26 protein-coding genes are annotated in these 19,605 nt (G+C 39.9%); 2 read left to right on the top strand and 24 right to left on the bottom strand.

Annotation, left to right across the window (positions count from 1 at the left end):
- Positions 1-2: 2 nt before the first annotated feature.
- The 23 genes from rpsN to QYC40_RS15430 form a co-directional block, all read right to left on the bottom strand.
- Positions 3-272, bottom strand: coding sequence for a 30S ribosomal protein S14 (rpsN, locus tag QYC40_RS15320; protein ID WP_093100399.1), 270 nt, complete (start codon positions 270-272; stop codon positions 3-5).
- Positions 265-834, bottom strand: a complete 570-nt coding sequence (gene rplE, locus QYC40_RS15325; RefSeq protein ID WP_149524836.1) for a 50S ribosomal protein L5 — start codon at positions 832-834, stop codon at positions 265-267. The genes rpsN and rplE overlap by 8 nt, the downstream gene beginning before the upstream one ends.
- Entirely contained in the window at positions 834-1,145 is a 312-nt protein-coding gene (gene rplX / locus QYC40_RS15330; RefSeq protein ID WP_187774031.1) for a 50S ribosomal protein L24, read from the bottom strand. Before rplX ends, rplE begins: the two co-directional genes overlap by 1 nt.
- Before the next feature lie 35 nt (positions 1,146-1,180).
- The gene (gene rplN, locus QYC40_RS15335) at positions 1,181-1,549 is read right to left on the bottom strand and encodes a 50S ribosomal protein L14 (protein ID WP_037498951.1); all 369 of its coding nucleotides are present in this window, start codon (positions 1,547-1,549) and stop codon (positions 1,181-1,183) included.
- Positions 1,549-1,803, bottom strand: coding sequence for a 30S ribosomal protein S17 (gene rpsQ / locus QYC40_RS15340; RefSeq protein ID WP_149524834.1), 255 nt, complete (start codon positions 1,801-1,803; stop codon positions 1,549-1,551). Before rpsQ ends, rplN begins: the two co-directional genes overlap by 1 nt.
- Positions 1,804-1,816: 13 nt before the next feature.
- Positions 1,817-2,035, bottom strand: coding sequence for a 50S ribosomal protein L29 (gene rpmC, locus QYC40_RS15345; RefSeq protein ID WP_149524833.1), 219 nt, complete (start codon positions 2,033-2,035; stop codon positions 1,817-1,819).
- A gap of 93 nt (positions 2,036-2,128) precedes the next feature.
- Entirely contained in the window at positions 2,129-2,551 is a 423-nt protein-coding gene (gene rplP / locus QYC40_RS15350) for a 50S ribosomal protein L16 (protein ID WP_149524832.1), read from the bottom strand.
- A 52-nt stretch (positions 2,552-2,603) separates the two neighbouring features.
- Positions 2,604-3,389, bottom strand: coding sequence for a 30S ribosomal protein S3 (rpsC, locus tag QYC40_RS15355; RefSeq protein ID WP_149524831.1), 786 nt, complete (start codon positions 3,387-3,389; stop codon positions 2,604-2,606).
- 11 nt (positions 3,390-3,400) lie between these two features.
- Positions 3,401-3,832, bottom strand: coding sequence for a 50S ribosomal protein L22 (rplV, locus tag QYC40_RS15360; protein ID WP_149524830.1), 432 nt, complete (start codon positions 3,830-3,832; stop codon positions 3,401-3,403).
- A 6-nt stretch (positions 3,833-3,838) separates the two neighbouring features.
- Positions 3,839-4,105, bottom strand: coding sequence for a 30S ribosomal protein S19 (rpsS, locus tag QYC40_RS15365; protein WP_002997495.1), 267 nt, complete (start codon positions 4,103-4,105; stop codon positions 3,839-3,841).
- The gene (rplB, locus tag QYC40_RS15370) at positions 4,105-4,932 is read right to left on the bottom strand and encodes a 50S ribosomal protein L2 (protein WP_153512426.1); all 828 of its coding nucleotides are present in this window, start codon (positions 4,930-4,932) and stop codon (positions 4,105-4,107) included. Before rplB ends, rpsS begins: the two co-directional genes overlap by 1 nt.
- A 6-nt stretch (positions 4,933-4,938) precedes the next feature.
- On the bottom strand, positions 4,939-5,229 hold the full coding sequence (gene rplW, locus QYC40_RS15375; RefSeq protein ID WP_301991014.1) for a 50S ribosomal protein L23: 291 nt from the start codon (positions 5,227-5,229) through the stop codon (positions 4,939-4,941).
- A 1-nt stretch (position 5,230) separates the two neighbouring features.
- Positions 5,231-5,860 (bottom strand): 50S ribosomal protein L4, encoded by a 630-nt coding sequence (gene rplD, locus QYC40_RS15380; protein WP_149524827.1) that lies wholly within the window; start codon positions 5,858-5,860, stop codon positions 5,231-5,233.
- A 5-nt stretch (positions 5,861-5,865) separates the two neighbouring features.
- Positions 5,866-6,483 (bottom strand): 50S ribosomal protein L3, encoded by a 618-nt coding sequence (gene rplC / locus QYC40_RS15385; RefSeq protein WP_149524826.1) that lies wholly within the window; start codon positions 6,481-6,483, stop codon positions 5,866-5,868.
- Positions 6,484-6,648: 165 nt separating this feature from the next.
- Positions 6,649-7,890, bottom strand: a complete 1,242-nt coding sequence (locus QYC40_RS15390) for a glycoside hydrolase family 88 protein (RefSeq protein WP_301991017.1) — start codon at positions 7,888-7,890, stop codon at positions 6,649-6,651.
- Between the two features lie 261 nt (positions 7,891-8,151).
- A complete protein-coding gene (locus tag QYC40_RS15395) occupies positions 8,152-8,511 on the bottom strand; it encodes a CoA-binding protein (protein ID WP_301991018.1) in 360 nt (119 codons plus the stop codon).
- Between the two features lie 15 nt (positions 8,512-8,526).
- Positions 8,527-9,714 carry a serine hydrolase gene (locus tag QYC40_RS15400; RefSeq protein ID WP_301991019.1) on the bottom strand — a complete coding sequence of 396 codons (1,188 nt, stop codon included), beginning with the start codon at positions 9,712-9,714 and terminating at the stop codon, positions 8,527-8,529.
- Between the two features lie 330 nt (positions 9,715-10,044).
- Positions 10,045-11,688, bottom strand: coding sequence for a pyruvate dehydrogenase complex dihydrolipoamide acetyltransferase (locus QYC40_RS15405; protein WP_301991020.1), 1,644 nt, complete (start codon positions 11,686-11,688; stop codon positions 10,045-10,047).
- Positions 11,689-11,725: 37 nt separating this feature from the next.
- The gene (gene pdhA / locus QYC40_RS15410) at positions 11,726-12,721 is read right to left on the bottom strand and encodes a pyruvate dehydrogenase (acetyl-transferring) E1 component subunit alpha (protein ID WP_149524821.1); all 996 of its coding nucleotides are present in this window, start codon (positions 12,719-12,721) and stop codon (positions 11,726-11,728) included.
- A gap of 160 nt (positions 12,722-12,881) precedes the next feature.
- Positions 12,882-14,261 (bottom strand): histidine--tRNA ligase, encoded by a 1,380-nt coding sequence (gene hisS, locus QYC40_RS15415; RefSeq protein WP_301991022.1) that lies wholly within the window; start codon positions 14,259-14,261, stop codon positions 12,882-12,884.
- Between the two features lie 207 nt (positions 14,262-14,468).
- The gene (rnc, locus tag QYC40_RS15420) at positions 14,469-15,200 is read right to left on the bottom strand and encodes a ribonuclease III (protein ID WP_301991024.1); all 732 of its coding nucleotides are present in this window, start codon (positions 15,198-15,200) and stop codon (positions 14,469-14,471) included.
- Between the two features lie 79 nt (positions 15,201-15,279).
- Positions 15,280-16,533, bottom strand: a complete 1,254-nt coding sequence (gene fabF, locus QYC40_RS15425; RefSeq protein WP_301991026.1) for a beta-ketoacyl-ACP synthase II — start codon at positions 16,531-16,533, stop codon at positions 15,280-15,282.
- Positions 16,534-16,559: 26 nt separating this feature from the next.
- Positions 16,560-16,796 (bottom strand): acyl carrier protein, encoded by a 237-nt coding sequence (locus QYC40_RS15430; RefSeq protein WP_079643602.1) that lies wholly within the window; start codon positions 16,794-16,796, stop codon positions 16,560-16,562.
- Between the two features lie 271 nt (positions 16,797-17,067).
- Here QYC40_RS15430 and QYC40_RS15435 point away from each other — a divergent pair, with 271 nt between their 5' ends.
- Both QYC40_RS15435 and pyk read left to right on the top strand, forming a co-directional pair.
- Positions 17,068-17,568, top strand: a complete 501-nt coding sequence (locus QYC40_RS15435) for an IPExxxVDY family protein (RefSeq protein ID WP_301991027.1) — start codon at positions 17,068-17,070, stop codon at positions 17,566-17,568.
- A gap of 116 nt (positions 17,569-17,684) precedes the next feature.
- On the top strand, positions 17,685-19,118 hold the full coding sequence (gene pyk / locus QYC40_RS15440) for a pyruvate kinase (RefSeq protein WP_301991028.1): 1,434 nt from the start codon (positions 17,685-17,687) through the stop codon (positions 19,116-19,118).
- 141 nt (positions 19,119-19,259) lie between these two features.
- On the opposite strand, the gene QYC40_RS15445 is transcribed toward pyk, so the two are convergent.
- Complete coding sequence (locus tag QYC40_RS15445; protein WP_301991029.1) at positions 19,260-19,595, bottom strand: hypothetical protein; 336 nt, start codon at positions 19,593-19,595, stop codon at positions 19,260-19,262.
- Positions 19,596-19,605: the final 10 nt, after the last annotated feature.

Raw genomic sequence — 19,605 nt, forward strand, 5'->3', positions numbered from 1 at the left:
GTTTACCAAGAAGCTTTTTTCACCCCTGGGATTTTTCCGTCTAATGCCATCTCACGGAATGTTACACGTGAGATACCGAATTGACGCATATATCCTTTAGGACGGCCTGTTAATTTACAACGATTGTGCAAACGTACAGGTGAAGCATTCTTAGGCAATTTGTCTAAAGCTGCATAATCACCTGCTGCTTTTAAAGCAGCACGTTTCTCAGCAAACTTAGCAACTAATTTCTGACGCTTTACTTCGCGTGCTTTTAATCCTTCTTTAGCCATTGTTGTTCGAATTTTGATTTTTGAATGGTAAACCGAATTGTTTCAATAACTCTAATGCTTCGATGTCATTCTTAGCAGAAGTTACGAAAGTGATATCCATACCTTGGATCTTGTTGATCTTGTCAATGTTGATCTCAGGGAAGATGATCTGCTCAGTAATACCTAAGTTGTAGTTACCGTGTCCATCGAATCCTTTGTCGTTGATACCGCGGAAATCACGGATACGAGGTAATGAAACAGCAATTAAACGATCTAAGAATTCGTACATATTGTTGTCGCGTAATGTTACACGAGCACCAATAGGCATACCTTTACGCAATTTAAAGTTCGAAATATCTTTTTTAGACTTCGTAGGAACTGCTTGTTGTCCTGTGATTAAAGTTAATTCGCCAATTGCATTGTCGATTAATTTCTTGTCAGCAGTAGCAGCACCAATACCTTGAGATACAACGATCTTCTCCAATCTAGGAACTTGCATAACGCTCTTGTATTGGAATTTCTCTTTTAGAGCTGCACGGATCTCATCCGCGTATTTCCCTTTTAATCTCGGTGAATAAGTCATTATTTAATCTCCTCCCCTGATTTTTTTGCGTAACGTACTATTTTACCATCTGCATTTACTTTACGTCCAATACGAGTAGTATTACCTGTCTTAGGATCGATTAAAGCAATGTTAGAGATGTTAATCGCAGCTTCCTTCTCGATGATACCACCGTTAGGGTTTGCTGCACTAGGTTTAGTGTGTTTCTTAACGATATTAGCGCCTTCTACGATAGCTCTATCTGCATCCACTAAAATTTGTAAAACTTTTCCTTGAACACCTTTAGAGTTACCAGCGATAACTTTCACTAAATCTCCTTTTTTAATTTTGATTTTGTGAGTAGTAGTTTTTTTCTTCTGTGCCATAATTATAAAACCTCCGGTGCTAGTGATACGATTTTCATGAACTGCTTCTCACGTAACTCTCTGGCAACTGGGCCAAAAATACGAGTACCGCGAGGCTCATCGTTATTGTTTAACAATACTGCAGCGTTATCATCGAAACGAATGTAAGAACCATCTTTACGACGAATCTCTTTTTTCGTACGAACTACAACTGCTTTAGAAACTGAACCTTTCTTCACGTTTCCTGAAGGTATAGCGCTCTTTACGGTAACAACGATCTTATCACCGATAGATGCATAACGCTTGCGCGTACCGCCCAATACACGGATTACTAAAACCTCTTTAGCTCCGCTATTGTCAGCTACATTTAATCTTGATTCCTGTTGTACCATTATTTAGCCCTTTCTAAAATTTCAACTAATCTCCAGTTTTTTGTTTTACTCAGCGGACGAGTTTCCATGATTAATACCGTATCGCCGATACCGCAGGTATTCTCTTCGTCATGAGCTTTGAATTTAGTAGTTTTTTTAACGAACTTACCGTAGATAGGGTGTTTCACTTTACGCTCAACCGCTACTGTAATCGATTTGTCCATTTTATTGCTAACTACTAAGCCGATTCTTGTTTTTCTTAAATTTCTTTCCATTTCGACTTAATTTTTATGCCTCAGAGGCTGTTTCAGATTTTGCTGCATTCTTACGCTTCGAAACCTCAGTGGAGATACGAGCGATAGTTCTGCGAGCTGCTTTGATAACATTTGGGTTCTCAATAGCAGAAACAGCGTGTGCAAATTTCAATTTGTTAAAGGCAGCTTTCTCTTCTGCAAGGCGAGCTGTTAAATCCTCTGTTGATAATTCTACGATTTCTGAATTTTTCATTTTTTTCCAGTGTTGGGTCGGGTTATCTAAACTTTTAATATTGCCTTACGGGTAACGGCCGTAAGGCTAAATTTTAGACATTACCGACGATTATTATGCTTCAACGTAATCTCTACGTATCACAAACTTAGTTTGAACCGGTAATTTTTGAGCAGCTAAACGTAATGCTTCTTTAGCAATCTCTAAAGGCACACCTTCTGCTTCAAATAACATACGGCCTGGGCGTACTACTGCTACCCAGTATTCTGGAGCACCCTTACCCTTACCCATACGTACCTCTGCAGGCTTCTTAGTAACAGGTTTGTCAGGGAAGATACGGATCCACACTTGACCTTCACGTTTCATATAACGTGTTACGGCGATACGTGCTGCCTCAATTTGACGGCTTGTGATCCATGCTGACTCCAGTGATTTGATACCGAAAGAACCGAAAGATAACTCCGCACCACGGCTAGCATTACCCTTCATGCGGCCTTTCTGCATCTTTCTGAACTTCGTTCTTTTTGGCTGTAACATGTTCGTATTTTGTTAAAATCTGTTCTAACAGATAGTTTTAAATCTTAATTAATTAATCTCTTTTTCCACCACGGTTGTTATCACGACGACCACCACCACGGTTGTTATCACGACGGCCTCCGCCACGGTTGTCACGACGGTCTGAACCACCTTCGTTGCCACCACGAGACTTCACGCCTGATGCTTGACCGATGTTTGGAGATAAGTCACGTTTACCGTAAACTTCACCTTTACAGATCCAAACTTTCACACCGATCTTACCGTAAGTAGTTAATGCTTCTGCTAAAGCATAGTCGATATCTGCACGTAATGTGTGTAAAGGAGTTCTTCCTTCTTTGTATTGTTCAGTACGTGCCATCTCAGCACCACCTAAACGACCTGAACACATTACTTTGATACCTTCAGCACCCATACGCATCGTTGAAGCGATAGCAGTTTTCATTGCACGACGGAAAGAGATACGAGCCTCTAATTGTTTTGCAATACCTTCAGCTACTAACTTCGCATCTAGCTCAGGACGTTTGATTTCAAAAATGTTGATTTGAACATCTTTCTTAGTCAATTTCTTTAACTCTTCTTTGATCTTATCAACCTCTTGTCCGCCTTTACCGATAACGATTCCTGGACGTGCTGTGTGGATTGTAACAGTAATACGTTTTAAAGTTCTTTCAATAACAACTTTTGCTACACCGCCTTTAGCGATACGTACAGAAAGATACTTTCTGATTTTTTCGTCCTCAACTAACTTATCAGAATAGTTGTTGCCTCCGAACCAATTAGAATCCCATCCTTTGATGATCCCTAATCTGCTACCTATTGGATTTGCTTTTTGTCCCATTCTTAGTAATATTAGTTATTAACGTTGTTTACACTGTCTACCACCAAAGTAACATGGTTTGAACGCTTGCGAATTCTGTAACCACGACCTTGAGGAGCTGGACGTAATCTCTTTAATTGACGACCACCACCAACAGATACTTCTTTTACAAATAAACCACCATCCTCAACTGAAGCGCCTTCATTTTTAGCTTCCCAGTTTTTGATTGCTGATAATAATAATTTCTCAACACGGATAGCAGCCTCTTTACCTGTATGTTTTAGAATGTATAATGCATTCTCAACTTTTTGACCACGGATAAGATCCACTACTAAACGCATTTTGCGCGGAGACGTAGGGCAGTTCAATAATTTGGCAGTAGAAGCTCCTCCTACCTGAGCTTTTAACTGCTCTTTGCGCTGTTTAATTAAAACAGATTTTTTAAGTTTCTTTGTTGCTTCCATTACCTATTATTTTTTCTTTTCTGCGTGGCCTCTGAAAGTACGCGTAGGCGCAAATTCACCAAGCTTGTGACCAACCATATTCTCTGTTACATAAACCGGAATGAATTTATTCCCGTTGTGCACTGCGAAGGTATGGCCAACAAAATCAGGTGAAATCATTGATCTACGAGACCAAGTCTTAATTACTGACTTCTTGTTTGTTTCATTCATAGAAAGAACTTTTCTTTCTAAGTTGTGATCGATATAAGGACCTTTTTTAATTGAACGAGCCATTATTTTTTCCTTCTCTCAATGATGTAACGATTCGATGTTTTCTTCTTGTAGCGAGTTTTGTAGCCTTTAGCTAAAACTCCTGTGCGTGAACGAGGGTGACCTCCTGATGAACGACCTTCACCACCTCCCATAGGGTGATCAACAGGGTTCATAGCAACACCACGTACGCGAGGACGACGACCTAACCAACGCTTACGACCAGCTTTACCTAACACTTGGTTAGACTTCTCAGCATTTGAAACTGAGCCAATCGTTGCAACACAGGTTAATAAGATCATACGAGTCTCTCCTGATGGCAATTTGATAATTGCATACTTTCCATCACGTGCAGATAATTGCGCGTAAGTTCCTGCCGAACGAGCGATTGAACCACCTTGACCAGGATTCAATTCGATGTTATGGATAATAGAACCTAATGGAATGTTTGCAAGTGGCATTGTATTACCAACTTCTGGGGCTACTGATTCACCTGCAATTACAGTTTGACCAACTGTTAAACCAGCTGGAGCAATGATGTAACGTTTCTCACCATCCGCGTAGTGCAATAATGCAATACGTGCTGTACGATTCGGATCGTACTCGATAGTAGCTACTGTTGCAGGGATATCTTTTTTATCGCGTTTGAAATCTATTAATCGGTATACTTTTTTATGTCCCCCACCGATGTAACGCATAGTCATTTTACCGGAGTTATTACGACCACCTGACTTGTTTACTTTAGTTACTACTAATGATTTCTCAGGAACGTTAGTTGTAACGTCTGAATAATCAGCACCAACTCTAAAGCGAGTACCAGGGGTTACCGGTTTGAATCTTTTAACTGCCATTTCTTATTATAGTGTACTGTAAAAGTCAATAGTCTCACCATCCTTAACTGTGATGATGGCTTTTTTATACTTAGGGCTTCTTCCAGAAACGAAACCAGCTTTTGTGTAACGGCTTTTTGATTTACCCGCAACAACTGCAGTGTTAACTGCAACTACTGATACGCCAAACATTTGCTCAACAGCTTGTTTGATCTGGATTTTGTTTGCTCTGTGATCTACTTTGAAAGCGTAACGGTTTAATTTTTCCGTCAATAATGAAGCTTTCTCAGTTAAGATAGGTTTTTTAATAATTTCCATATTACTTAGCTAATGCTTCCTCCAAAGTTTTTACAGAATCTGCAGTCAACAATAATTTTGTAGCATTTAATACATCATATGTATTCAACTCTGATGCTACAATAACTTTTGCTTTCTTCAAGTTTCTGCTTGATAAATAAACATTGTTATTGTATGCTGATAATACTAATAAAGTTTTTTCATCAGCAACATTTAAAGCGTTGATTAAAGACACATAGTTCTTTGTTTTGATTGAATCGAAGTTTACTTCATCCAATACTACAACATTGTTCTCTTGTGCTTTGTAGCTTAACGCCGATTTACGAGCTAATTGCTTTAATTTTTTGTTCAATTTAAAGCTGTAGTCTCTTGGTTGAGGACCGAATACACGTCCACCACCATTAAACAATGGAGATTTGATAGAGCCCGCACGAGCACCACCTGTACCTTTTTGTTTGTGTAATTTACGAGTTGAACCCGCGATTTCGTTACGTTGTTTAGACTTGTGTGTTCCTTGGCGTTGGTTCGCTAAGTATTGTTTCACATCTAAATAGATCGCATGGTCGTTTGGCTCTACACCGAATACTGACTCAGGAAGTTGCACCTTGGCACCTGTTTCTTTACCTGATAAATTTAATACTTTAACTTCCATCTCTACTATTTGTCTACGATTACAAATGAACCTTTAGCTCCTGGAATGGAACCACTAACAACGATTAGGTTTTGCTCAGGGTAAACTTTCAATACTTGTAAGTTTTGAACTTTTACACGCTCACCACCTGTACGACCAGCCATGCGCATTCCTTTGAATACACGTGAAGGCCATGATGAAGCTCCCAATGAACCTGGCGCACGTAGTCTGTTGTGCTGACCGTGAGTCGCACCACCTACACCACCAAATCCGTGACGCTTCATTACACCTTGGAAACCTTTACCTTTTGAAGTACCAACTACATCAACGTACTCGCCTTCTTCAAATAAAGTAACATCCACGATGTCACCTAGTTGCTTCTCATCTTCGAAAGTTTTGAACTCAACTAGTTTACGCTTAGGACTAACCCCTGCCTTTGCAAAGTGTCCTTTTAGAGGAGCCGATGTGTTCTTTTCCTTAGCTTCATCAAAACCAAGTTGAACTGCTGAATAGCCATCTTTCTCTACCGTACGTATCTGCGTAACCACGCACGGCCCAGCCTCGATTACTGTACAAGGGATGTTTTTCCCTTCAGTGTTGAACAGGCTGGTCATTCCTACTTTTTTACCAATAATTCCTGACATGTTATAAATTAATTAATTAATCGTCCATCGAAGCAGTAGGGCTTCGCTCAAGACACAATCCCCCCTAAAGGGATTGCAAAATTACAAACTATTTTATAACTATCAAATAATAAGTGAATTATTTTTTTTTATTCCGAATGACCAGTCTATCCTTTGCTTAGAAATTTATTCTTTGATTAAAGGTTCGCCAGCGAGTAAGCGTTGGTATCTTACTAATGCCTCTACATAATAATAGTCCGCATAGGTTAAAGGAACATCAATTTCAGAATTCAATGGTAATGCTCCTACGCTGTGTTTCAAGATAAAGCCGCCATTTTCACCTTGTTTAGCAAAATAGGTGTCTGAAGATAGATTCTTCAGCATGGTCTCCGCTTTTTTAAAGTAATTTGTTGATTCTTTTCCCTTGGTATAGGATGAGAGTTCCATCAAAGCAGAGGCGAATAGAGCTCCTGCCGAGACGTCGCGCAAATCCCTTTGGCTATAGATTTTACTATCAGCAGGAACTTTATCATAATCGTAATCCCATACCGGAATCAGGTCCGCAGGCATATTCTTATGGTTCAAGATATATTTGGCAACCTTACGTGCTTGGTTTAAATATGCTTTGTCCTTTGTTTCTCTGTACATCATCGTATAACCATACAATGCCCAAGCCTGCCCTCTAGCCCATGCTGACTCATCGGAAAAACCCTGATGTGTTTTCTTAGCGATGACAGCACCGGTTTCTGGATCGTAATCAATCACGTGGTAAGAGCTATTGTCTTTACGGAAGTGATTTTTTATTGTTGTGTTAGCATGCTTCTTAGAAATGTCCGCATATTTCTTATTGCCCGTCATTTTAGACACTTGCATTAAGAACTCCAGATTCATCATGTTGTCAATAATCACTGGAAACTTCCATTTGCCATGATCCCATGAACGAATCGCCTGTGTCTTGGGACTATATCTAGATGTCAAAGATTCAGCGCCCGTGGCCAAGATTGGTTTAAACTGTGTACTATCTCCCGTCAAACGTAAAGCATTACCAAAACTACAATACAACATAAAGCCAAGATCGTGTGTCCCCTTATTATATTGTTCCTTCTCCAAATGCTTTAATTTCGCTAATGCCAGGTTCAATAACTCCTTATCACCTGTTCCTTCAGAAAGCAGCAACAAGGTTCCTGGATAAAATCCCGAACACCACCATCTCGACCCGGAGAATACATGTGCTCCTTTTTCAAAAGTCTTCGGAAACTGATCTTCTGGTGTTGCTGCGGCCAACACTTTTATTTGCTTCGCCGATGCTGCAAGTTGCCCGTCAATGAAACTCTTGTCCAATGCAAGATCCTTTTTTGCTTGCCCCATCAAGGAGCCAGTAGTCAGCATAAAAAATACCGAAGAGAATAATAAAGTTTTTGTGTTCATAGATATATAATTAGCACTATTAATAAGGTTCCTTTTGGTTTTCCAATTTATCGGAAATTTGAAAGTAAGTATACTTTTCCAATATGAATCATTAAAAAACCGAAATCGATTTCGCGGGATACATCGATAGAAATTCCTTTTTTATTAATATTCGAAATAGAATAAGACCTTAAAGACAACTTTCAAATTACGGAGTATCAAAAACAAGACGAGGCTATCTTTTCATGATAGCCTCGTCTTTTTCCTAAATCTTATATGAAATTAAAACTGTCCAGTATTTAGCATAACCAATGTACAAGCCTCAACAACTTCAATCCCCTGCTCTCTTGCCTTATCTGCAAGTTCAGGATTCTCAGCGCCCGGGTTGAAGATAATGCGCTTTGGATTAGTTTTTAAAATATAGTCGTAGTAAGGTGCCTGATTCTGTGGACCAACATACAAAGTAATCGTATCGATATCCTGATGAATAGTCTCTGCAGGCTCAATCTCAGCTCCAGCAACCGTCCCAACCTTTCTACCAACATTCACAATAGGGAATCCTTTCCTTACCAACTTATTTGCCACTAAATAGGAGTATCTAGCTGGATTAGTACTCGCGCCTAAAATCAAGGTTTTTTTCATATGTTACTGAATTAATTATTGAACAAATTCTCCATTTGCGTTATACGCATTTTGTCTCAAAATAGGCATTTCTAAAATCTTATACAAATTATCTAGCTGATTGAGACTGCCATTTGCCATGTTAGTCAATAAAACAATCGTTACATCATTTGTAAAATCACGTATATACAGGCTCTTAAAGCCATGCCACCAACCCGTATGATATACGATTTGATTCCCTGGAGGACTAAAAGTTCGCCAGCCATAACCATAGCTAAATAAACTACGCTTCGCATCGCTACGCGGAACAAATGAAGAGTCTTGTAAGGCTTTCCCTAATACCCGACCATCCTTTAAAGCCAAATCAAGCTTATACAAGTCGCGTACGGTACTATATATCCCCTTGTCTCCTACTGGTCCATCCAAATAATCCTGTACGACAGAGCGTCTCCAAATCTTATCATGGCCAATTACTTTCGTAGGGATTTTTTCATAAACGGCTTTGGAATAAACATTTGTATTCTTCATGCCCGCCGGATCGAAGACATTCTCCTTCATAAACACGGCGAAATCTTTGCCGCTCACCTTTTCGATAATCGACCCCAAAACCATGAAATTTGAATTATTATAATGGAATCTTCCATCTGGAGCGCCGTAGCGCCCTGGATGATGCTGAATCAATAAATTCATTGCATCTTGATTCGTCATCCCTTTTTTACGATCTGGCCATACCGTCTCAGCAAAATATACATAATTCGGAAGCCCGGAGCGATGTGACAATAATTGCTGTATGGTAATACCTTTATAGGGAAAATCTGGGTAATATTGCTCGACAGAGTCCGTAAGCTTTAACTTGCCCTGTTCGGCCAAGATCAGCACTCCGATCGCTGTCATAGGTTTGGAAACCGATGCTAACTCAAACTGCGAATTGATATCTAGACTATCCTTCAATAAATAATCTGCCCATCCAAAAGAATTCTGATAAAGGATCTTACCTTTCTTAGCTACTAGCACATTCCCATTAAATCCGGCTCTCTTATGCAAGTTCTGCATAAACGAATCAATCTGTTGATCTGCTTCCGCAGGATTGTAAATCAAACTTATGCTATCTTTTTTCTCTTGCTTCTCCCGCTCTTCAACCTGTTTTGCTTCTGGAGACCCTCCGCAGGATGTTAAAGCAAAAACCGCAATCCCAAGGGCTAAACTAAACTTTTTAAAATTCACGCTATCCGTTCTAAATCTATTCGTTCAAGTAAATTGTTAATGCAAGACAAAATAGTTTTTTCTAGACAAAAAAACAACTGATTGAGAGTAGTTAGTACTTAGTATTTAGTATTGAGACCCAATGCTGACTGCCATGTCACCTTCCATCTCAACTATAAAAACATTCTCTACCTCGCTCCTTGCCTATTTAGCCCCACTTCTTTCCTTCTTTTCGCTTTCAACCACAAATGCGCTGATAACAAACTATAGGTCTATATACTAACTACTAAATACTATATATACTGAAACAAAGAAAGCCCTCTCGCGAGGGCTTTCTTTGTTTCTTATTATTTAGGCCAATAAACGAATTGGCGCTTCTAATAATCCTTTTAGGGTTTGTAAGAATTGTGCTCCTGTTGCACCATCCACTACGCGGTGGTCACAACCTAGAGACAACTTCATCACGTTTCCTGGAACTACAGCTCCGTTCTTAACAACTGGAATCTGTTGGATAGCACCAACTGAAAGAATAGCGCCATCAGGTGAATTGATAATGGATGTAAACTCATCAATACCGAACATACCTAAGTTAGAAACTGTGAAAGTTGATCCTTCCCAATCAGCAGGCTGCAATTTCTTAGCTTTTGCTTTTTGTGCGAAGTCTTTCACCTCTGCTGAGATGTGTGATAATGATTTACCATCAGCGAAACGAACAACCGGTACTAACAAGCCGTCTTCAACAGCAATAGCAACACCGATGTTAGTATGCTCATTGTATCTGATTTTATCACCTAACCAAGAAGAGTTCACAGCAGGGTGTTGTTTCAACGCGATTGCTACCGCTTTAATAACGATATCATTGAATGAAACTTTTACCGGAGCAACTTCATTGATTTGAGCACGAGCAGCGATCGCATTATCCATATCGATGCTTACGTTCAAGTAGAAGTGAGGTGCAGTAAACAATGACTCTGACAATCGGCGAGCAATTGTTTTACGCATTTGGTTCACAGGTTTCTCAGTGAAACGCTCTTCGCCAATATATTGAGGTAAACTTACAGTCTTCGCTTCGGTCTCTGCTGCTTTCGCTGGCGCAGATGCCGCCGCAGCTGGAGCTGCCGAAGGCGTAAAGTTCTCAACGTCTTTCTTAACAATACGACCACCTTCTGCCGAACCTTTCACTTGTGAAAGATCGATTCCTTTTTCTTTAGCAATTTTCTTCGCTAATGGAGAAGCTTTTACACGTGAATCCGATGAAGTGCTAATAGCAGCCTCTGGGGCAGCGCTTGTTTCCGCTGGAGCGTCCGCTTTCTTCTCTTCAGATTTTACTTCCGCTTTCGCTGCCGGTTTTTGATTCAACAATGGAGTTACATCAGTTCCCGCAGGGCCAACGATTGCAATGATATCATTAACTTTCGCTGCTTGACCAGCTTCAACACCAACGTACAATAAAGTACCTTCAGCGTAGGCCGTTACTTCCATCGTAGCCTTATCAGTCTCAACGTCTGCAATTGCGTCGTCAGACTTAATTGAATCACCTACTTTGAAGTTCCATTGTGCAATAACACCTTCGGTCATCGTATCACTCAATAAAGGCATCGTGATGACAGTAACACCTAAATCTTCAGCCGAAACTTGTTCGCCAGCAGGAGCCGACTCCTCAGCTTTTTCTTCTTTTGGAGCTTCTTCTTTTGAAGGCTCCTCAGCTTTTGCAGCAGGGGCTGCATCACCGTCCAGTAAAGCTTTATAATCTTCACCTTCTTCACCCAAAACAGCAATAACTGCATCAATAGCTACAGCTTCACCTTCTTTCGGGCCAATATATAACAATGTTCCTTCTTGATAAGATTCGAAGTCCATTGTCGCTTTATCTGTTTCAATCTCGGCAACTAAGTCACCAGAGTTTACTCTATCACCAACTTTTTTGTGCCACTTCGCGATCACACCTTCAGTCATGGTGTCGCTCATCTTAGGCATTCTTACTACTTCAGCCATTGTTTAGGTATCTTCTATTTAGTTAAAGTAATTCTAATTAATCCATTACAAAAGGATAATCCTCTTGCACATATACATCTTTGTAGATCTCATCCGCCGTAGGGTATGGAGACTCTTCCGCAAATTTCACTGAATCATCAACGATTTTCTTAATCTCAGCATCTACTTCTGCAAACCAAGCTTCGTCAGCATATTTATTCTCAACGATTGCATGCTTTGTCGCCAACAATGGATCTCTGCCTTTGTACTCTTCTAATTCTTCCTTCGTACGATATTTTGCAGGGTCAGACATCGAGTGACCTTTATAACGGTAAGTACGAATTTCTAGAAATGTAGGACCTTCACCTGCACGAGCACGTTGAACCGCCTCATCCATCGCATTGTGAACAGCAACGACGTCCATCCCATCAACAGGAGCACATGGCATATCAAAACCAAGCCCCATTTTATAGATATCCGTCATGTTTGTTGTACGTTGTACTGAAGTACCCATTGCATATCCGTTGTTCTCACAAACGAAAATTACAGGCAACTTCCACAACATCGCCATATTCAATGTTTCGTTGAAAGCACCTTGACGTACAGCGCCATCACCCATATAACAGATGTTCACGTTGTTTGTTCCTAAGTATTTTTCAGCAAATGCAATACCAGCACCCAATGGAATCTGGCCACCTACAATACCGTGTCCACCCATGAATTTGTGCTCCTTAGAGAAAAAGTGCATAGAACCACCTTTACCTTTTGAACAACCAGTAGCTTTACCGAACAATTCCGCCATACAAGCATCTGCTGAAACGCCTTTTGCTAATGCATGAGCGTGGTCGCGGTATGCTGTAATCAATGAATCTTCCGGCTTAATAACTGACATTGTCCCAGCTACTACTGCTTCTTGTCCAATATATAAGTGACAAAATCCGCGTATCTTTTGCTGCCCGTATAATTGGCCAGACTTCTCTTCAAACTTGCGCATGAGTAGCATTGATTTATACCACTCTAAATAGGTTTCTTTTGTTATAGGTGTTGAACTCATTTGTACGAATTGAATTTCTTTACTTAACTGACTACAAATCTAATCAATATTAACGAGATTTCGGATAAATTTTAGGCGACATTTAACGCATTTTGTCATAGGACTAACAAAATTCAAGACCGATATTAATAACAAACGGCCCATTTAAGGCCGTTTTATGTTATGCTAATATTTTTAATAGATTTTCTAGCGTTACTTTGTGCTGCTCGCCGGATTCCATATTCTTTAAACTCCATTGTCCGGAAGCGACTTCCTCGTCTCCGATCAACAAAACATAAGGTATCTGCTTGGAATCTGCATAGCTCATCTGCTTCTTCAGCTTCACTGCCGACGGATAAAGTTCGGCTGCAATACCTGCTTCACGCAATTTGAACAATATTGGTAAAGTGGAACTTTCCAAAGCTTGATCGAAATTGATGATCAACACTTTCGTACGTTCAGCATTGCTCGGAGGAAACAGTTGCAATTCTTCCAAAACATCGAAGATGCGATCCGCACCAAAGGACACTCCGACACCGGTCAGGTCTTTTAAACCAAACATGCCGGTCAAATCGTCATAGCGACCACCACCACCAATACTCCCCATCTGCACCTCGTTTGTCTTCACCTCGAAAATACATCCGGTATAGTAGTTTAGACCACGTGCTAACGTAATATCCACTTCCACTTCCTTCTCCAAAATCGCAAATTGACCTAATTTCAAAAGATAATCAAACACGGTCTCAATCTCCTCAACGCCTTTCAATCCAACAGTTGAGCCAGCCAATACCGTCTTCAAAGAATCCAATTTCTCTTGGTTCGAACCGCTAAGTTCTATAATCGGTTTTAATACAGCCAAGTCAGCCTCAGTAAACCCGCGTTCTAAAAGCTCTTTATTCACCCCTTCCAACCCGATTTTATCCAACTTATCAATAGCAACAGTCATATCGACAATCAGTTCAGGCTTCCCGACAACTTCTGCAATTCCAGAAAGAATCTTACGGTTGTTCAACTTGATGTTGAAATCCTTTAAACCCAATTTTGTCAAAGCCTCATGATAGATCAAGACAAACTCTGCCTCATTCAACAAGGAATCAGAACCAACCACATCGACATCGCACTGGTAAAACTCACGGTATCTCCCTCTTTGAGGACGATCTGCACGCCATACCGGCTGGATTTGGAAACGTTTGAACGGTAAAGAAATCTCATTTTGATGCATCACCACATAACGTGCAAAAGGAACAGTCAAATCATAGCGTAGAGCCTTCTCTGAAATCGAAGAGATTAATGCGGTGGAGTTCTTCTCCGCCAATAAGTTTTCTGGAGCTTTCGATAAGTAATTTCCCGAATTCAAGATCTTAAAAATCAACTTATCACCTTCGTCTCCATACTTTCCGGTCAATGTACTCAGATTCTCAAACGAAGGAGTCTGAATCTCACTATACCCGTATTTCTTGAAAATCGTCTTTAATGTATTGTAAATGTGATTGCGTTTCTCCATTTCTACCGGAGTAAAATCACGTGTTCCTTTAGCTAATGATGGTTTAATTGATGCCATGAGGGCAAAGGTAGCAAAAATAGTATTTAGTAGTTAGTATTTAGTATTAAGACCTAGGGTGGATAATAAAGCACTATTTTTTTGCAAAGAGATGCGTGTGAACATGAGACATGAACAGAAGGATAAGAGTTCCATATTCCTTTAAAAAAATAAGGAATATCTTCCGACTAGGATCTAACTACTAAATACTAGCTACTAAATACTACCCTATTCAAATATCTTCAAATACTCGCAAGCTTTTTCAGCGGCCATTTTCTCGGCGCTTTTCTTGTTGAAGTCGCGGCCGACTCCACAATCTTCGCCATCTACGACCACTTTAACAGAGAACATCTTGGCAGACTCTCCTTCGGGGTTATCGATCTGAATAAAGGCAACCTCTTTTCCGCTATGCTGACACCATTCGATTAAACGGCTTTTGAAATTGGTTTCAGTGATTTCCAGGGTATGTATATCCACATGAGGCTTGATAATGCGTGATAGCAAAAACTCGCGTGTGAATTTATATCCTTTATCCAAATAAACGGCTCCAATCAATGCTTCGAAGGCATCGCCCAATAAAGAACCCTGCTTATTAGGATAACTGATCATGCGCGCATCAAACTCAATCAACTCGTTAAAACCAAGTTTGCGCGAAAGCTGATTCAAGTTCGCACGAGAAACGATCTTCGAACGCATCTCGGTTAAGAAACCTTCATCTTTGTAGGGGTAAAGCTTAAACAATAGTTCTGCAACAACAGAACCCAGTACGGCATCACCTAAAAATTCTAATCGTTCGTTGCTATTTTTGACCCCTTCTTTAATCGGTTTAGCAACCGATTTATGTCGAAACGCCATTTGATATAATCTGACATTCCCCGGCACAAAGCCTAAGATATTCTTTAACTTCTTGAAGTAAGCTTTTTGGGGAGATAAATACAGTTTATAAACACTAATCGGCATACCAACATCTTTAAGAAGAAATAGGTAGTTTTGGAGAAAACTACCTATTCAATTCCTTATCTTTTTCTTTCAACCAAAATTATGCTTTGTATTTTTTAACAATCAAAGAAGCATTGTGTCCACCGAAACCGAATGTATTGCTTAACGCAGCATTAACAACACGCTTCTGTGCTTTGTTGAAAGTAAAGTTCAATCTATTATCAATTTCAGGGTCGTCCGTAAAATGATTGATTGTAGGAGGTACAATATCATTTTGTACAGCAAGAATCGAAGCAATCGATTCTACTGCTCCCGCAGCACCTAACAGGTGACCTGTCATTGATTTTGTAGAACTAATATTCAATTCATATGCATGATCCCCAAATTGCTCAATAATAGCTTTGGTCTCACTCACATCGCCTACTGGAGTCGATGTACCATGCACGTTAATATAATCAATAGCTGTTGCATCTAAATTTGCATCAGCCAACGCTTTGCTCATCGCTAAGCGAGCGCCTAATCCTTCTGGATGCGAAGCAGTAATGTGATATGCATCTGCACTCATACCACCACCAGCAATCTCAGCATAGATTTTTGCACCGCGTGCTAAAGCATGTTCTAAACTTTCTAAAATAATAGCACCTGAACCCTCGCCAGAAACAAAACCGTCGCGATCCTTATCAAAAGGACGTGATGCAGTTTTCGGATCATCATTACGAGTGGAAAGCGCATGCATTGCATTGAACCCGCCAATACCAGCTTCATTAATTGTTGCCTCAGAACCTCCGCTGATAATAACGTCTGCTAAACCCATACGGATATAGTTAAAAGCATCAATCATCGCGTTGGTAGCCGACGCACAAGCCGAAACTGCTGAAAAGTTAGGACCTCTCAAGCCATGACGCATAGAGATATGTCCCGGAGCTAAATCAATTAACATCTTCGGAATAAAGAATGGATTGAAACGTGGTGTACCATCGCCCTTTGCAAATCCAGCAACCTCATCCAAAAATGTAGTCAAGCCCCCAATACCTGACCCCCAAATTACACCAATACGATTGGTGTCTAGTTTATCAAACTCTAATCCCGCATCTTTGACAGCTTCGTCAGTCGATGCAATTGCATATTGAACGAAAGGGTCGATTTTACGAGCCTCTTTACGATCCATATAGTTATGTGGATCAAACCCCTTTACTTCACAAGCAAACTGGGTTTTGAATTTTGACGCATCAAAATGCGTAATAGGAGCGGCACCACTTACACCATTAATTAACCCATCCCAGTATTCTGCGACGGTGTTACCTAGGGGTGTAAGTGCACCCAATCCTGTTACAACTACTCTTTTAAGCTCCATTAATATGTTTGGCCTAATAAAATTAGTTAGTTAACGTTTTTTTCTAAATAAGCGATTGCTTGACCTACTGTGCTAATGTTCTCAGCCTGATCGTCTGGAATAGCAACGTTGAATTCTTTTTCGAATTCCATGATCAACTCAACTGTATCAAGTGAGTCTGCACCTAAATCATTCGTGAAAGAAGCTTCTGGTGTTACTTCGTTTTCATCTACACCTAACTTTTCAACGATAATAGCTTTTACTCTTGATGCGATATCTGACATGATTTTCTAGTTTAATTGTTTAATAAATCTGTGCAAAGAAAAAATAAATTTCCCCAAAAATCAAATCTTTTTGACTTTTGAAAACAAATAAAGAACAAAGTTACCCCAAGAAAGGTTTTTGAACCTGCTAAAAACTAACTCTATTCAATAATAACAAAAGAAATACGCTTTTACAAACTTAATCCTTTTTTAATGATATTTTTACGTTAAGCACCCTCTTTAATCTCTTGAAAACCGTATTTTTGCTAACTGAACTGAAAGAAATCATAGATTGAGCAAGATAACTTTTAAACTTGAAACCGACTTTGACCTGGAACTGGATTTTGTCCTGATCGGCATAAGCTCTGTCTTGAGAGACTATCGGCTTTGTCACTTTATCAACAAACATACAGGACTCAAACTCGTACATGGTAAAGAAGATTACATAGACCACAACGGAAAGGAAAAAGAAAAACCGCAGAACGAACTCGACTACCACATCATCTACGAGTCAAAGAAAAACAAACCCAGCGTACAACATCATTTCATAACCTACCGTTATAACAATCAAACTTACGACTTCGAATTCTATCTACTTAGCAATAAGTCGATTGAAGGCGGGACGCTAATTCCAGAAATTGTAAGCTTCGACTACTTTCTCCTGATAAAACATTATATTGACGAAGAAGATCTAGAAGCACTTATTGAAAACATTAAAGCAATACCTGAAGTACTACTTGTAAAAGAAATAGACCCAACGGCATTGAAATCTAAAGAAAATCTGATATTTTAGCGAATTATTTTTAGATAGTGTAAGTTATACACCAAAAACCTAAATCGAAACCCCTCGGGGAAATGTGTAGAACACTGCAAATAATATTGATTTAAAACATTAAAAAAAGACATTACATGGATAAACTAAAAAAGCGAACCAAAATTGTAGCTACTTTAGGCCCCGCTTCCTCGAAAAAAGAGGTATTGACCCGAATGATTGCTAAAGGAGTAGACGTTTGCCGTTTGAACTTCTCGCACGGAACCCAAGACGACCACTTGAAAGTAATCAACACCATTAAAGAAATCAACCAAGAATTCCCGTTTAAAGTAGGTATCCTAGCTGACTTACAAGGTCCGAAGATTCGTATCGGTAAAATGAAAGAAGGTGGTGCTATCCTGATCAACGGAAGCCAGGTTGAAATCACAACACAAGAATTGATTGGCGACGAAAACCGCATCTATATTACTTACGAAAACTTCCCGAACGACGTTAAAGAAGGTGAAATCATCCTATTAGATGATGGAAAATTGCAATTACGCGTTTTAAACACAAATCATATCGACACGGTAAAATGTGAAGTTGTTCACGGAGGTATCCTAACATCGAGAAAAGGAGTCAATCTACCGAACACCAAAGTATCTATCCCTTCATTAACTGAAGAAGATTTAGATAACCTAAACTTCGCCTTAGACCATGGCGCTGATTGGATCGCGATGTCATTCGTTCGTTCAGCAGAAGATATCAAACAATGTAAAGAGATTATCGAAGCGAAAGGGTCGCACGCTCGCGTTATTGCGAAAATTGAAAAACCAGAAGCAATTGATAATATCGACGCAATTATCGAGGCAACAGACGCTGTGATGGTTGCTCGTGGTGATTTAGGTGTTGAGATGCCTATGGAAGAAGTTCCAGGCCTACAAAAAATCATCGCTCAAAAATGCCGTAACTTAGCGAAGCCAGTAATCATTGCTACCCAAATGTTGGAGAGTATGATTACAACTCCACGTCCTACACGTGCAGAGGTAAACGACGTGGCCAACTCCGTAATTGATGGTGCAGATGCTGTAATGCTTAGTGGAGAAACTTCAGTTGGTGAATTCCCTGAGATTGTAATCGAAACAATGGCGAAAGTAATCACTCACGTAGAGAGCACATCATACCCATACTATAGTGAGAAAGAGACATTAGGTACTGTGGAAGTTACACGTATCCCTGATGCGATCTGTGGATCTTCTATCTTCCTAGCAGAGAAAACAAAAGCTTCGGCGATCGCGGTTATGACGGCGTCAGGCTATACAGCTTTAGAAATCTCTAGCTACCGCCCTGATGCGGACATCTATGTGTTCACAGGTAATGATAAATTATTGACACAGTTGAGTCTTGTATGGGGTGTACAGTCCTTCATCTATGACAAATACGAAAGTACCGATGGTACCATTCAAGATGTAAATGGTTTATTGCAGAAATACCACTTGGTTGAGCCTGGACAAATCGTGATCAATACATCTTCTACGCCACTTCACGCAAAAGGTAGAACAAATACTATCCGCGTTTCAGAAGTGAAATAAGTAGAATGCTTAAAATAAAAATAAATGAAGGCCGTCTGAAAAGATGGCCTTTATTTTTTTACAGGTGCCTGTCGTCAAAAACCGTAAGAAATTTCATCCCCACTAGCATTTCAACGGAAACACGAAGGTTTCCATCAATAATTATTTCTTCTTTCGATCTAATGGCTCTGTGCCAGGCATCGGCGAATTCTTCTTCCCATCCAAAGGTTTAATTAAAATAATCGAATCGTCTTTCTGTATCAACTGACGGTTCATCAAACTATTGGGAATATCGACGGGCTTTGATCGAGAGCTATCATGAGGGTGAATATGCTTTGTACCGTCCGGCATAATCTTGAAGTTTGGGCGCTTAATCTTTAAGCTGTCTGCCCATTCTGGCAAGCCCTTTTGCTTAGGGACGATATTTTCCTTATTTTGTGCTTGGGAGTTCGTCAGCAAACCAAACGTCAGAAGAAATAATGTGGCAAGCGTTTTCATATGCAAATCT

The sequence above is a fragment of the Sphingobacterium sp. BN32 genome, assembly GCF_030503615.1.
Lineage (GTDB): Bacteria > Bacteroidota > Bacteroidia > Sphingobacteriales > Sphingobacteriaceae > Sphingobacterium.

Bases quoted from the DNA above. Each gene is read 5' to 3' on its own strand.
- rplV (WP_149524830.1), bottom strand. From the start codon at position 3,832: ATGGAAGCAACAAAGAAACTTAAAAAATCTGTTTTAATTAAACAGCGC.
- rpsS (WP_002997495.1), bottom strand. From the start codon at position 4,105: ATGGCTCGTTCAATTAAAAAAGGTCCTTATATCGATCACAACTTAGAA.
- hisS (WP_301991022.1), bottom strand. From the start codon at position 14,261: ATGGCATCAATTAAACCATCATTAGCTAAAGGAACACGTGATTTTACT.
- rplN (WP_037498951.1), bottom strand. From the start codon at position 1,549: ATGGTACAACAGGAATCAAGATTAAATGTAGCTGACAATAGCGGAGCT.
- rplP (WP_149524832.1), bottom strand. From the start codon at position 2,551: ATGTTACAGCCAAAAAGAACGAAGTTCAGAAAGATGCAGAAAGGCCGC.
- rplE (WP_149524836.1), bottom strand. From the start codon at position 834: ATGACTTATTCACCGAGATTAAAAGGGAAATACGCGGATGAGATCCGT.
- QYC40_RS15390 (WP_301991017.1), bottom strand. From the start codon at position 7,890: ATGAACACAAAAACTTTATTATTCTCTTCGGTATTTTTTATGCTGACT.
- pyk (WP_301991028.1), top strand. From the start codon at position 17,685: ATGGATAAACTAAAAAAGCGAACCAAAATTGTAGCTACTTTAGGCCCC.
- pdhA (WP_149524821.1), bottom strand. From the start codon at position 12,721: ATGAGTTCAACACCTATAACAAAAGAAACCTATTTAGAGTGGTATAAA.
- QYC40_RS15395 (WP_301991018.1), bottom strand. From the start codon at position 8,511: ATGAAAAAAACCTTGATTTTAGGCGCGAGTACTAATCCAGCTAGATAC.
- rpsC (WP_149524831.1), bottom strand. From the start codon at position 3,389: ATGGGACAAAAAGCAAATCCAATAGGTAGCAGATTAGGGATCATCAAA.
- QYC40_RS15405 (WP_301991020.1), bottom strand. From the start codon at position 11,688: ATGGCTGAAGTAGTAAGAATGCCTAAGATGAGCGACACCATGACTGAA.
- rplW (WP_301991014.1), bottom strand. From the start codon at position 5,229: ATGGAAATTATTAAAAAACCTATCTTAACTGAGAAAGCTTCATTATTG.
- QYC40_RS15430 (WP_079643602.1), bottom strand. From the start codon at position 16,796: ATGTCAGATATCGCATCAAGAGTAAAAGCTATTATCGTTGAAAAGTTA.
- rpsN (WP_093100399.1), bottom strand. From the start codon at position 272: ATGGCTAAAGAAGGATTAAAAGCACGCGAAGTAAAGCGTCAGAAATTA.
- rpsQ (WP_149524834.1), bottom strand. From the start codon at position 1,803: ATGGAAAGAAATTTAAGAAAAACAAGAATCGGCTTAGTAGTTAGCAAT.
- rpmC (WP_149524833.1), bottom strand. From the start codon at position 2,035: ATGAAAAATTCAGAAATCGTAGAATTATCAACAGAGGATTTAACAGCT.
- rplD (WP_149524827.1), bottom strand. From the start codon at position 5,860: ATGGAAGTTAAAGTATTAAATTTATCAGGTAAAGAAACAGGTGCCAAG.
- rplC (WP_149524826.1), bottom strand. From the start codon at position 6,483: ATGTCAGGAATTATTGGTAAAAAAGTAGGAATGACCAGCCTGTTCAAC.
- fabF (WP_301991026.1), bottom strand. From the start codon at position 16,533: ATGGAGCTTAAAAGAGTAGTTGTAACAGGATTGGGTGCACTTACACCC.
- rnc (WP_301991024.1), bottom strand. From the start codon at position 15,200: ATGCCGATTAGTGTTTATAAACTGTATTTATCTCCCCAAAAAGCTTAC.
- rplB (WP_153512426.1), bottom strand. From the start codon at position 4,932: ATGGCAGTTAAAAGATTCAAACCGGTAACCCCTGGTACTCGCTTTAGA.
- QYC40_RS15445 (WP_301991029.1), bottom strand. From the start codon at position 19,595: ATGAAAACGCTTGCCACATTATTTCTTCTGACGTTTGGTTTGCTGACG.